Below are 12,934 nucleotides of genomic sequence, written 5' to 3'. Positions count from 1 at the left end.
GACGGGGCGCCGTCGCCGGTGTGAGGGGTGGGCCGGAGGGGGCGGCCGGGTGGTGGCCGCCCCCCAGGGGTCGGGCGTGACTACTTCTTGGCGTAGAGCTTGCAGAGCGCGACGCAGGTGTTGGCGCTGTCGTAGACGACGTGGCCGACCTTGGACCCGTACATCCAGTGGCGGATGGGGTGGTAGTCCGGCACGCAGCCCGCGAGCTCCATGATCTGGCGGTCGATCGCGCCCCAGGCGGCGTTGGCCTTCTCGGGGTCGGTGATCTTCGACGCGGCCTCGATCGCCTTGTTGACGCTCGTGTTGTCGAACTGCGACCAGTTCTGGCCACCGTCGTGGATCTGGCTGCCGTCCCAGGTCGGGTAGAACTCCGAGTAACCGGCCGGCCAGTCCGGGCTCCAGCCCGCGGCGAACATGTCGTAGCCGTTGTCGAGCTTGCTGATCTGGGTGTAGAAGGTCGACTTGTCGACCTGCTTGTTGACCACCTGGAAGCCGGCCGCCTCCAGCGCGTTCTTGATCGCGATGGCCTGCTTCACCGAGTTGTCGGACTGCTGGTAGGCGATGACCAGCTTCGTGCCGACCTTGCCGGCCTCCTTCAGCAGGGCCTTGGCCTTGACCGGGTCGCCGCCCGGCTTCTGCGCCTTGCCGTACAGGTCGAACTTGTGGTAGCCGGGGGTCACCGGGCTGAAGACCGTGGTCGCCATCTCGGTGACGGAGGCGCCGCCGCGGATCGTCTGGAGCTGCTGGAGCGGCCAGGCGAAGTTGATGGCCTGGCGGACCTTGACGTCCGTGATGCGCTTGGAGTTGATCGGCCAGTAGTAGGTGGCCGTGTCGATCGCGGTGAGGATGCGGCCCTTGTACTTCGGGTTCGGGAGCACCTGGGCGACGCGCTCGGCGGCGATCTCGTTGAAGATCGACATCGTGTACTGGTCGTTGCCGCGGTCCGAGATGTAGCGGTCGGTCGAGGCCAGGTTCTGGAAGCCGAACTGGAAGACGAACTTGTCCGGGTAGGCGTTGCGGATCGAGTCCGTCTTCGGGTCCCAGTGCGCGTTGCGCTCGTAGGTCATCGACTTGCCGATCTGACGGCTGCCGATCTTGTACGGGCCGCAGGAGAACGGACGCTTGTCGTACTTCTCCTTGTTGTCGTGCTTCTTCGCCACCAGGGCGTAGCCGCGCATGGCCAGGGTGAAGTTGAAGTCACCGCGCGCCTCGTTGAGGTGGAAGGTGACGGTCTTGCCGGAGATCTCGATGGAGTCGAGGTGCTTGCCGCCGTAGGGGCCCTTGTAGGCCTTGGCGCCCTCCAGCCAGTTCTGGACGTAGCGCGGACCCTCGGTGATGAAGTCGGCGAAGATGCGCTCGAAGGTGTGGCGCACGTCGTCCATGGAGACGTCCGAGCCGTCCTCCCACTTCAGACCGTCCTTCAGCGTGAAGGACCAGGTCTTGCCGCCGTTCTTCATGGTGCCGGCGTCGGTGGCGAGGTCGCCGACGAGGACGGCGCCGCCCTTGTCGTCGATCTTGTAGCCGGTCAGACCACGCAGGATCGGGACGGAGATCGCGGCCTCGGTGGAGGAGTAGATCTGGGCCGGGTCCAGGTGGTCCATGTCGAACTGGTCGAGGGAGTAGATGGTGCCGCCCTTGACCGCACCCGTGACCTCGGTCGCCGGACCCGTCGAGTCGGCCTTGGTGCCGACCGAGATCTGGGTCGTCTTGCTGCCGCTGACCGAGGGGACCTTGTCCCCCTTGCCGTCGCTGTCGCCGCCGCTGCTGCACGCGCTCAGCACGGAGGTGGAGGCCGCGGCCACACCGGTGGCGATCAGGAAGTTTCTACGCGAAAAAGACATGCTGAGCCTGCCTATACGGGTCAATTCGGACGGTCGGAGCCAGCCGGACATCATCGAACCGGGCCGGGTGGAACGGGGCGCTACCGCCTGGACTTGGGGTCGAGGGCGTCGCGTACGGAGTCCCCGAGCAGGTTGAAGGCGAGGACGAAGATGATCATCGCCAGACCCGGGAAGAGCATGAAGGTGAGGTCCTCGGAGTAGAACTGGGAGCCGCGGGCGATCATGACGCCCCAGTCCGGGGTGGGGTCGATCATGCCGACACCGAGGAACGCGAGGCCCGCCTCCGTGGTCACCAGGGCCGGCAGCAGGAGCGTGGCCTGGATGATGATCGGCGTCCAGAGGTTGGGCAGCAGCTCCTTGAACACGATGCGTGCCGGTGACGCGCCCGTGACCTTCGCCGCCTCGACGAACTCCCGCTCGCGCAGGCTGAGGACCTGGCCGCGCAGCAGACGGGCGATGGACGCCCAGCCGAAGAACGTGAGGACCACGATCAGGGCGGTGGCGCGCAGCGAGGCCGGGATGTCGTCGTCGGCGGCCACGAACAGGCCGTAGACGACGGGGAGGAAGGCGATGAAGAACAGCGTGGACGGGAACGACAGCAGGATGTCGATGATGCGGCCGACGAGGTAGTCGACCCGGCCGCCCAGGTAGCCCGCGGTGACACCGATCACGACACCGAAGAACACGGTGAGCAGGGTGGCGGCGAGTGCGATCCCCAGCGAGTTCCGGATCGCGTACAGCAGGAACGAGAAGACGTCCCGGCCCAGCTGCGGCTCGACGCCGAACCAGAAGTCCGAGCTCATGCCGCCGTTGGGGCCGGAGGGGTAGGCGAACGGGTTGAGCAGGCTCGGGTCCTTGCTCGCGTAGGTGGTGTAGGGGTCCTTGCCGTAGAGCTTGGAGATCAGCGGTGCGGCGATGCCGATCACGAAGAAGAAGATCACGACGTACGCGGATATGACGCCCGTCTTGTCACGCTTGAAGCGCTTCCAGGCAAGCCGTCCCGGAGAGCGGCCCTCGCTGCCCTTCGAGACGCCCGAAGTGGTCGACTTCGCGGCGGTCTCGTCGGTCACCTCAAGCGGGGCAGCCGCGGATGGAGTTGGGGGGGTCATGGTGCTCCTGGCCCAAGCGAGGGTCTGATGACTCCGCAGGGCGCTCCCCTACGGGCTACGGCGGACTTTTTCAACGCAATTCATTCAAGGTCAATAAATTCTCGGTCGGCTTGGGTTTCTCTTTACCTTCTTTGCCTGTACTTGGCCGTTCCGTAGCTACGCGGGTAGCACGCCGTAATCAATCCGTGCTTCACATCGGACTATTCGGGCTAAACGGTCAATGAGTTCGATATGCGGACGGTGGAGTGTCGGAATGCGTACATCGCCGCGTGCGAATCCAACGTTTCCGCATCGTTGCGCAGAGATCCGTTGCACTCCACACGCAAGATCATCAAGGCGGCGGACGGGGCGTGCCTGCATTCGGATGACCTGTACGACCAAAAGGCCCTCAATCGGACTGAGGGCAGGCAAAGCTGGTCATATCAACTGATATTTGTTTTTACCGGATCGGTGTTCATGTGGAGGAGGCACGCCCATGCGGGGAACCGCCCACACCCGACGTGCCGCCCGCGCGGTGGCGGCGGTGATGGCGCTCGCCGCCGCGGGCTGCGGGGGCGGTGGCACCTCCGGCGGCACCGGCGCCGCGGTGCTCAGCTCCTCCTGGGGCGACCCGCAGAACCCGCTCGAGCCCGCCAACACCAACGAGGTGCAGGGCGGCAAGGTGCTCGACATGATCTTCCGGGGCCTGAAGAAGTACGACCCGAGGACCGGCAGGGCCACCGACATGCTCGCCGAGTCCATCGTCACCGACGACTCGCGGAACTTCACGATCAAGCTGAAGGACGGCTGGACCTTCTCCGACGGCGAGAAGGTGACCGCCCACTCCTTCGTGGACGCCTGGAACTACGGGGCGAGCCTGCGCAACGGCCAGAAGAACGCCTTCTTCTTCGCCTACATCGACGGGTACGACAAGGTCCACCCCTCCCACGGCAGGCAGAGCGCCGACACCCTGTCGGGCCTGCGGGTCGTGGACGAGCGCACCTTCACCGTGCGGCTCGGCCAGAAGTTCTCCGCCTTCCCCGACACCTTCGGCTACCCGGCCTTCGCCCCGCTGCCCCGCGCCTTCTTCACCCACCACGCGGCCTGGCTGGCCAAGCCGGTCGGCAACGGCCCGTACGCCGTCTCGTCCTACACCAAGGGCGCGCAGATGTTCCTGCGGAAGTGGGACGGCTACCCCGGCCCCGACAAGGCGCTCAACGGCGGGGTGACCCTCAAGGTGTACACGGACAACAACACCGCCTACACCGACCTGATGGCCGGCAACCTCGACCTCGTGGACGACGTGCCCGCCGCCCAGCTGAAGAACGTCGGCGGCGACCTCGGCGACCGCTACCTCAACAGACCGGCCGGCATCATCCAGACCCTGGCCTTCCCCTACTACGACAAGGCGTGGAACCGGCCGGGGTCGGAGAAGGTCCGCACCGGCCTGTCCATGGCGATCGACCGCCGGCAGATCACGGACAGGATCTTCGAACGGACCCGCACCCCGGCCACCGACTGGACGTCCCCGGTGCTCGGCCCGGCCGGCGGCTACAAACCCGGGCTGTGCGGCCGGGCCTGCGAGTACCACCCGGACCAGGCCAGGAAGCTGGTCCGGGAGGGCGGCGGCATCCCCGGCGGACAGGTCAGGATCACCTACAACGCGGACACCGGCTCGCACAGGCAGTGGGTGGACGCCGTGTGCAACTCCATCAACAACGCCCTGGGCGACGGCAGGGCCTGCGTCGGCAACCCGGTCGGCACCTTCGCCGACTTCCGCAACCGGATCGGCCAGCACCGGATGACCGGGCCGTTCCGCGCGGGCTGGCAGATGGACTACCCGCTGATCCAGGACTTCCTCCAGCCGCTGTACTACACCGACGCGTCCTCCAACGACGGCAAGTGGTCCGACCCGGAGTTCGACGGGCTCGTGGACCGGGCCAACGCCGAGACGGACCAGGCCCGGTCCGTCCGGCTGTTCCAGCGGGCCGAGGAGGTCGTCCGGGACCACATGGCCGCCATCCCGCTCTGGTACCAGAACGGCAGCGCCGGCTACTCCCAGCGGCTGTCCGGCGTGGCACTGAACCCCTTCAGCGTCCCCGTCTACAACGAGATCAAGGTCAGCTGAGCCGCGATGGGACGTTACGTCGCCCGGCGACTGCTCCAGATGATCCCCGTGTTCATCGGCTCCACCCTGCTGATCTTCCTCATGGTGAACGTGATGGGCGACCCCGTCGCCGGCCTGTGCGGGGAACGGCAGTGCGACCCGGCGACCGCCGCGCAGCTGGAGCGGGAGTTGGGGCTCGACCGGCCGGTCTTCCCGCAGCAGTACCTCGCCTACATGGGCAGGGTCTTCACCGGCGACTTCGGCACCGCGTTCAACGGGCAGAAGGTCACCGAGCTGATGGCGACGGCGTTCCCCGTCACCATCCGGCTCACCGTCGTGGCGATCGTGCTCGAGGTCGTCGTCGGCATCACGCTCGGCGTGCTCGGCGGTCTGCGGCGCGGCCGGCCCGTCGACACCGGGGTGCTGCTGCTCACCCTGGTGGTGATCTCCGTGCCCACCTTCGTCACCGGACTGGTGCTCCAGCTGCTCCTCGGCGTCAGATGGGGCTGGATCAGCCCGTCCGTCTCCCCGGAGGCCGGCTTCGGCGAGCTGCTCGTGCCGGGCCTGGTGCTGGCCTCCGTCTCGCTCGCCTACGTCACCCGGCTGACCCGCACCTCCATCGCGGAGAACAAGCGGTCCGACTACGTCCGCACCGCCGTCGCCAAGGGCCTGCCCCGGCGCCGCGTCATCACCCGGCACCTGCTGCGCAACTCCCTGATCCCGGTCGTCACCTTCATCGGCTTCGACATCGGCGCGCTGATGGGCGGTGCGATCGTCACGGAGCGGATCTTCAACATCCACGGCGTCGGCTACCAGCTCTACCAGGGCATCCTGCGGCAGAACACCCAGACGGTGGTCGGCTTCGTGACGGTGCTGGTCCTCGTCTTCCTGGCCGCCAACCTCCTCGTCGACCTGCTCTACGCCGCACTCGACCCGAGGATCCGTTATGCCTGAGCAGCCGTACGAGCCCGAGGGCGCCGTCGCCGGCACCGGCATGGGCGGCGCGATGGACCTGGGCGCGAGCGAGGCCGTCACGCTGGAGGAGACCCCGGCCGGCGTGGCGGGCGCGGCCGGCCCCGACGGCGCGGGCCCGGTCGGCCGGCCGCGCTCGCTGTGGTCCGACGCCTGGCACGACCTGCGCCGCAACCCCGTCTTCCTGCTCTCCGCCCTGGTCATCGTCTTCCTCGTCGTCATCTCCCTGTGGCCCTCGGCGATCGCCTCCGGCGACCCCCTGCGGTGCGACCTCGCCAAGGCCCAGGACGGCCCCGCGCCCGGCCATCCCTTCGGCTACGACGGCCAGGGGTGCGACGTCTACACGCGGACCGTCTACGGCGCCCGTACGTCCGTCACGGTCGGTGTGTGCGCCACGCTGGGCGTCTGCCTGTTCGGCTCGGTGCTCGGCGGACTCGCGGGCTACTTCGGCGGGCGGTGGGACGCGGTGCTGTCCCGGATCACCGACGTCTTCTTCGCCATCCCGGTCGTCCTCGGCGGTCTCGTCCTCCTCTCCGTGGTGACCAGCAATACGGTCTGGCCGGTCATCGGGTTCATGGTGCTGCTCGGCTGGCCGCAGATCTCCCGCATCGCGCGCGGTTCGGTCCTCACCGCCCGGCACCACGACTACGTCCAGGCCGCCCGCGCCCTCGGCGCCTCCGACACGCGGATCCTGCTGCGGCACATCGCGCCCAACGCGGTGGCCCCGGTCATCGTCGTCTCGACCATCGCCCTCGGCACCTACATCGCCCTGGAGGCGACCCTGTCCTACCTCGGTGTGGGCCTCAAACCGCCCAGCGTCTCCTGGGGCATCGACATCTCCGCCGCCTCCCCGTACATCCGCAACGCCCCGCACGCCCTGCTGTGGCCCTCGGGCGCCCTCGCCGTCACGGTGCTGGCCTTCATCATGCTCGGCGACGCGGTCCGCGACGCCCTCGACCCGAAGCTGAGGTGACGCCGTGGTGCTGCTCGAAGTGCGTGACCTGCGCGTGGAGTTCCGGACCCGGGACGGGATCGCCCGGGCCGTCGACGGCGTCGGCTACCAGGTGGAGGCCGGGCGGACGCTCGCGGTGCTCGGCGAGTCCGGGTCGGGCAAGTCCGTCACCGCCCAGGCCGTGATGGGCATCCTGGACACACCACCGGCGCGGATCACCGGCGGGCGGATCCTCTTCCAGGGACGGGACCTGCTGACGCTGAAGGAGGAGGAGCGGCGCAGGGTCCGGGGCAGCGCGATGGCGATGATCTTCCAGGACGCGCTGTCCGCCCTCAACCCGGTGATGACGGTGGGGGACCAGCTGGCGGAGATGTTCACCGTCCACCGCGGGATGTCGAGGAAGGACGCCCGGGCGAGGGCGGTCGGGCTGATGGACCGGGTGCGCATCCCGGCCGCCGCCCAGCGCGCGCGGGACCACCCCCACCAGTTCTCCGGCGGCATGCGCCAGCGCATCATGATCGCCATGGCGCTGGCCCTGGAGCCGGCGCTCGTCATCGCCGACGAGCCGACCACCGCGCTGGACGTCACCGTCCAGGCCCAGATCATGGACCTGCTGGCCGAGCTGCGGCGCGAGTACCGCATGGCGCTGATCCTGATCACGCACGACCTGGGCGTGGTCGCGGACGCCGCCGACCGGATCGCGGTGATGTACGCGGGGCGGATCGTGGAGTCGGCGCCCGTGCGCGATCTCTACCGGGCCCCGGCCCACCCCTACACCCGCGGCCTGCTGGACTCCGTGCCCCGTCTGGACCGCAAGGGCCGGGAGCTGTACGCCATCAAGGGCCAGCCGCCGAACCTGACGCGCGTCCCGCCGGGCTGCGCCTTCCATCCGCGCTGTCCGATGGCCCGGGACGTGTGCCGCACCGAGGTGCCCCCGCTGTACGAGGTCTCCGGCGAGCGGACCAGTGCCTGCCACTTCTGGCGGGAGTGCCTGGATGACTGAGCCGCTCCTGGAGGTCACCGGCCTCGTCAAGCACTACCCCCTCACGCGGGGCGTCCTGTTCCGCAGGCGGGTGGGCGCGGTGCGGGCCGTCGACGGCGTCGACTTCACCCTCGGCAGGGGCGAGACGCTGGGCATCGTCGGGGAGTCGGGCTGCGGCAAGTCGACGCTGGCGAAGCTGCTCACCGGCCTGGAACGGCCGACGGCCGGGTCGATCCGGTTCAAGGGCGAGGACATCACCGGGCTGTCCGGCAGGGCCATGAAGGCGGTGCGCCGCAACATCCAGATGGTGTTCCAGGACCCCTACACCTCCCTCAACCCCCGGATGACGGTGGGCGACATCGTCGGGGAGCCCTTCGACATCCACCCCGAGGTGGCGCCGAAGGGCGAGCGGCGCCGTCGGGTGCGGGACCTGCTGGACGTGGTCGGTCTGGACCCGGACTACGTCGACCGCTATCCGCACCAGTTCTCCGGCGGTCAGCGCCAGCGCATCGGCATCGCGCGCGGGCTGGCGCTGCGGCCGGAGGTGATCGTCGCCGACGAGCCGGTGTCCGCGCTGGACGTGTCGGTGCAGGCCCAGGTGATCAACCTGCTGGACCGGCTCCAGTCGGAGTTCGAGCTGTCGTACGTCTTCATCGCGCACGACCTGTCCGTCGTGCGGCACATCTCGGACCGGGTCGCGGTGATGTACCTGGGGCGGATCGTGGAGACCGGGCGGGACAGCGAGATCTACGACCGCCCCACCCACCCGTACACCCAGGCACTGCTGTCGGCCGTGCCCGTGCCCGATCCCGGGGCCCGCGCGCACCGGGCGCGGATCATCCTCACCGGTGACGTGCCCTCGCCGACGGACGTCCCCTCCGGCTGCCGGTTCCGCACCCGTTGCTGGAAGGCACGTGACCGGTGCGCCCGGGAGGTCCCGGCGCTCGCGGTTCCCGCCGCCTTCCGGGACACCTCCGGTCCGGCCGCCCACCCTTCGGCGTGCCACTTCGCGGAGGAGGCGGTGCCGGGGGAGCGGGCGGGGCCGGACGAACCGGCACGGCCGGGTGAACCGATGGGTCCGGGGGAACCGGTGGGGCCGGGGGCGAACGGCGACGGGCCGGGGTGACATCGCGCACCCCGGCCCGTCCACGGCACCCGCACGGCCGTACGCTGTTCAGCCTCCCGTGTCCGTATATCGGTGCCGCGTCCGTCAAGTTGCCTGTGTGTTAACCCCGTTCACGCGGAGGTGCCCGGCTGCGGCAGGGAGCGCCGCAGGAAGTCCAGCTGGAGCCGGAGCAGGTTCTCCGCGACCTCCTCCTGCGGGGTCATGTGGGTCACCCCGGACAGCGGCAGCACCTCGTGCGGGCGGCCGGCGGCCAGCAGGGCGGAGGACAGGCGCAGGGAGTGGGCGACGACCACGTTGTCGTCGGCCAGCCCGTGGATGATCATCATCGGGCGGTGCGGCTCGGCCGGAGCGACCAGTCCCGCGTCGTCGATCAGCGAGTTGCGGCGGTAGACCTCCGGCTGTTCGTCCGGATGGCCGAGGTAGCGCTCCTGGTAGTGGGTGTCGTACAGGCGCAGGTCGGTGACGGGGGCGCCGACCACCGCCGCGTGGAACACGTCCGGGCGGCGCAGCACCGCGAGGGCCGCCAGGTAGCCGCCGAAGGACCAGCCCCGGATCGCCACCCGGCCCAGGTCCAGCGGGTATTGCTCGGCGAGGGCGTGCAGCGCGTCGACCTGGTCCTGGAGCACGACCTCCGCCAGGTCGTCCCGGACCGCCTTCTCCCAGGCGGGCGAGCGGCCCGGGGTGCCCCGGCCGTCGGCCACGACCACGGCGAAGCCCCGGTCGGCGAACCACTGGGAGGTCAGATGGGTGTTGTGCGCGGCGGCGACCCGCTGGCCGTGCGGGCCACCATAGGGGTCCATGAGCACGGGCAGGGGAGTGTCACCGTGGTAGTCCCGTGGCATAAGCACGGCGCACGGAATTCGGCGTGCGCCCCCCTCGGTGAGCGTCACCCGCGGGGACATACCGGGATCTTCGGCGTACGACGGGACAGTCACCGCCGGGTTCCCGTCGGTCAGTACCTGGACCCGGGTACCGGGCCGGTCCAGTGCGGCGGACACCAGGACGGTCACGCCCCCGGAGCGCACCGCGCCGTGCACGCCGGGCTCCTGGGAAAGCCGTTCGAAGCCCAGTTCGTTCACCCGGTACACATGGACTTCGCCAATCTCGGGCGACTGGGCCTCCGGTCCGGAAGAGGCGGAAACCAATACGTCGTCCGCACCTACGTCCAGGACCGCACGGATGTGCAACTGGGCGCTGGTCAGCGGCCGTTCGCCGACCGTCAGCACCCGGGCGCCGCCCTCGTCCGCGATCCGCACGAGGTGCCCGGAGGGGCTCCAGCAGGGCACTCCGGCGAAAAGTTCCAGCCAATCTGGATCTTCATCGGCGTGCACCATCCGCGTGGCGCCCGTGTCCGGGTCGACCGCCAGGAACAACTGGCTCCGCTGGTCTCGCGCCTGCACGAGCAGGAGCGGCGCACCCGCCTCTGACCAGTGCACACGCGCCAGGTACGGGTAGCGGGACCGGTCCCAGGAGACCTCCGTGCGCGCCCCGTCCAGCCCGTACACGAACAGGCGCACGTCCGCGTTCGGTGTGCCCGCCGCGGGGTACCTGACGTGGAGCGGCTCCCGGTCGGGACGGGCCGGGTCCGCGATCCACCACCGCCGTACCGGCGTGTCGTCCACGCGCGCCACGAGCAGCCGGTCCGATCCCGGCGCCCACCAGAACCCCCGCGTCCGGGACATCTCCTCCGCCGCGACGAACTCCGCGAGGCCGTAGGAGACGTCCGCCGACTCCGGCTCGGCCAGCGCCCGGTCGCCGTCGCCACCGGCGTCCACCACTCGCAGCGCACCCCGGGCGACGTAGGCGACGAGCCGCCCGTCGGGCGAGGGGCGGGGGTCGATCACCGGTCCCGGAACGGGAAGTTCCCGTGTCCCGCCGGTCCGCAGGTCTGCCGTGAAAAGCCGCCCTGACAAGGCGAAAGACGCCAGCTCCAGGGCGCCGTCGGTGGCGTACCCGACGATGCCGGCGCCGCCTTCCCGGCTGCGTTCTCGGCGGGCCCGCTCCTCGGCGGACAGCTCTTCGCGGGCGCCCCCGAGGAGCGCACGCGGGTCGGCCGCGAGACGCTCCGCGCCCCCCGGTAGATCCAGTACCCACAGGGAGTTGGCGCGGTCGGTGCCGGAGTCGGAGCGCAGGAACGCGACACGCGAACCGTCGGGTGCCACGCCGAAGGCGCGCGGCGCGCCGAGCGTGAACCGCTGGGTCCGGGCGTGCCGACGGGGGAAGGAGTCAGCCTCGGTCGTCATACCCCGACCATATTGGCCATGCGCCCCCTTGTGCGGCCGTGCGCCGAGCGATGCGCGAGCACGGATAGTTATGATCACTACCGCTGTGTGGGTATGAACCTGCTCGCGTCTGCATGGAGTTGCTCTACGTCCCCCCGCGTCCCTGGGATCTTTGGAGGTGAGCCGCCGTGGCACTCTCGATTTCGGCGGTGGTGCTGCTGGCGATCATCGTCTTCCTGCTGATCAAGAAGTCAGGGCTGAAGGGCGGCCACGCGGTCGTCTGCGTCCTGCTCGGCTTCTATCTCAGCTCCTCGACCGTCGCGCCCACGATCAGAGAGCTGACGACCAACGTCGCGGGCATGATCGGCAGCATCAAGTTCTGACGGCGGCGCGAGGACGGCCGACGACCCGCCTGGGTCGCCGGCCGTCTCGTCCCGCCGCGTAGGAGCCGCCGGTTCAGCCCTCGACCGCGTACGGCACGAAGCCGGCCCACGCGGCGGGTGCGAAGGCCAGTCGCGGGCCCTCGACGTTCTTCGAGTCACGGACGTGGACGGTGCCGGACCCGGTGGCGACCTCCACGCACGAGTCGCCCTCGCTGCTGCTGCTGTAGCTGCTCTTGAACCAGGCCAGGCCGGAGGCTTCCTCGGACAAGGTCTTGCGGCTCATGTCTCCCCCAGCAGTTGTTCGATCAACGAAGCTGACTCACGTGGCGTGAGGGCCTGGGCCCGGATGATGCCATACCGGAGTTCCAGGATACGGAGCTGCCTCGGCTCGGAAACGGGTCGGCCGTTGGCGACTGCCGGTGAACGACCCACCATCGAACCGTCCTCGAACTTCAGCACTTCGATGCCGCCGGCCAGGCCGGCGTGCTCCTCGCGATCCGTCGGCATCACTTGAAGCTCGACGTTGCGCAACTGCCCGACCTCCAGCAGGTGTTCCAGTTGCTGACGCAGACGTGTCCTCCCTCCCAGTGGGCGCCGAAGGGTCCACTCCTCCAGAACGAAGCTGAGTTCGGGGGCGGGGTCCCGTTCGAACACGGCCTTGCGGGCCACACGTGCCGAGAAGAACCGCTCGACTTCTTCCGCCGAGTAGGCGGGGCGCCTCATGAGGAGCAGCCCGCGTGCGTAGTCCGGCGTCTGTAGCAGCCCATGAATGTTGAGCGGGTCGTAGAGCTGAAGCTCCACCGCCCGCGCCTCCATCTGCGCCAGATCCCGCACCTTCTTCGGATACCTGACCCTCTTCACATCCTCCTTCATCGCCGCGATGAGGCCCCCGGCGCGCAGCACCTCGTCCGCCGTGTCCAGGTACTCGGGCCGGGGGATGCGTTTGCCGCTCTCGATCTTGTAGACGAGGTCCTCGCCGTACCCGACCGCCACCGCGAACTCGCCGGCCCGCATCCCGGCAGCCTCCCGGCGGAGCCTCAACTGCCGTCCCACCGTGGCCACCACGGCGAGTGCCCAGGCGTCGTCCGGGTCCACCTCCCAGCCCGGTTCGTCGGTCTGCCCCGTCCCGGCCCCGCCCCGCACCGCCTCATCGTTCACCGACATGCGTGCCCCTCCGTAGCGCTGTTCCGTACCGTCACGTGCTGCGTGCGGGCGCCGTGCCGACAGTCCGGACAGCACCGGACAAGCGCCGGACGGTCAC

General features: G+C 69.4%; 11 protein-coding genes. 6 read left to right on the top strand and 5 right to left on the bottom strand.

Annotation, left to right across the window (positions count from 1 at the left end; genetic code table 11):
- Positions 1-80: 80 nt before the first annotated feature.
- Positions 81-1,841, bottom strand: a complete 1,761-nt coding sequence (locus tag ACIQVT_RS10545; RefSeq protein ID WP_403750468.1) for an ABC transporter substrate-binding protein — start codon at positions 1,839-1,841, stop codon at positions 81-83.
- Between the two features lie 80 nt (positions 1,842-1,921).
- Positions 1,922-2,911 (bottom strand): ABC transporter permease, encoded by a 990-nt coding sequence (locus tag ACIQVT_RS10540; protein ID WP_403750466.1) that lies wholly within the window; start codon positions 2,909-2,911, stop codon positions 1,922-1,924.
- 514 nt (positions 2,912-3,425) lie between these two features.
- Between ACIQVT_RS10540 and ACIQVT_RS10535 the strand changes: the two genes are divergently transcribed.
- Genes ACIQVT_RS10535 through ACIQVT_RS10515 form a run of 5 tightly spaced genes read left to right on the top strand, consistent with a single transcriptional unit; the run spans position 3,426 to position 9,068 of the window.
- Positions 3,426-5,057, top strand: a complete 1,632-nt coding sequence (locus ACIQVT_RS10535; protein ID WP_403750464.1) for an ABC transporter substrate-binding protein — start codon at positions 3,426-3,428, stop codon at positions 5,055-5,057.
- A 6-nt stretch (positions 5,058-5,063) separates the two neighbouring features.
- A complete protein-coding gene (locus tag ACIQVT_RS10530) occupies positions 5,064-5,990 on the top strand; it encodes an ABC transporter permease (protein ID WP_403750462.1) in 927 nt (308 codons plus the stop codon).
- Complete coding sequence (locus tag ACIQVT_RS10525) at positions 5,983-6,981, top strand: ABC transporter permease (protein WP_403750460.1); 999 nt, start codon at positions 5,983-5,985, stop codon at positions 6,979-6,981. The genes ACIQVT_RS10530 and ACIQVT_RS10525 overlap by 8 nt, the downstream gene beginning before the upstream one ends.
- Before the next feature lie 7 nt (positions 6,982-6,988).
- Positions 6,989-7,963 (top strand): ABC transporter ATP-binding protein, encoded by a 975-nt coding sequence (locus ACIQVT_RS10520; protein WP_403750937.1) that lies wholly within the window; start codon positions 6,989-6,991, stop codon positions 7,961-7,963.
- Positions 7,956-9,068 (top strand): ABC transporter ATP-binding protein, encoded by a 1,113-nt coding sequence (locus tag ACIQVT_RS10515; RefSeq protein WP_403750458.1) that lies wholly within the window; start codon positions 7,956-7,958, stop codon positions 9,066-9,068. Before ACIQVT_RS10520 ends, ACIQVT_RS10515 begins: the two co-directional genes overlap by 8 nt.
- A gap of 110 nt (positions 9,069-9,178) precedes the next feature.
- Here the strand turns inward: ACIQVT_RS10515 and ACIQVT_RS10510 are convergent, their stop codons facing one another.
- Positions 9,179-11,311: a prolyl oligopeptidase family serine peptidase gene (locus ACIQVT_RS10510; RefSeq protein WP_403750456.1), complete on the bottom strand. Its 2,133-nt coding sequence runs from the start codon at positions 11,309-11,311 to the stop codon at positions 9,179-9,181.
- A 167-nt stretch (positions 11,312-11,478) separates the two neighbouring features.
- Here ACIQVT_RS10510 and ACIQVT_RS10505 point away from each other — a divergent pair, with 167 nt between their 5' ends.
- Positions 11,479-11,673, top strand: a complete 195-nt coding sequence (locus ACIQVT_RS10505; RefSeq protein ID WP_403750454.1) for a hypothetical protein — start codon at positions 11,479-11,481, stop codon at positions 11,671-11,673.
- A gap of 73 nt (positions 11,674-11,746) precedes the next feature.
- Here the strand turns inward: ACIQVT_RS10505 and ACIQVT_RS10500 are convergent, their stop codons facing one another.
- A complete protein-coding gene (locus ACIQVT_RS10500; protein WP_403750452.1) occupies positions 11,747-11,956 on the bottom strand; it encodes a DUF397 domain-containing protein in 210 nt (69 codons plus the stop codon).
- The gene (locus ACIQVT_RS10495; RefSeq protein WP_403750450.1) at positions 11,953-12,837 is read right to left on the bottom strand and encodes a helix-turn-helix domain-containing protein; all 885 of its coding nucleotides are present in this window, start codon (positions 12,835-12,837) and stop codon (positions 11,953-11,955) included. The genes ACIQVT_RS10500 and ACIQVT_RS10495 overlap by 4 nt, the downstream gene beginning before the upstream one ends.
- Positions 12,838-12,934 lie beyond the last annotated feature (97 nt).

Origin of the sequence: Streptomyces sp. NPDC100445, assembly GCF_044759735.1 — a bacterium.
GTDB lineage: Bacteria > Actinomycetota > Actinomycetes > Streptomycetales > Streptomycetaceae > Streptomyces.
This window is presented reverse-complemented; position numbering and strand designations above follow the sequence as displayed.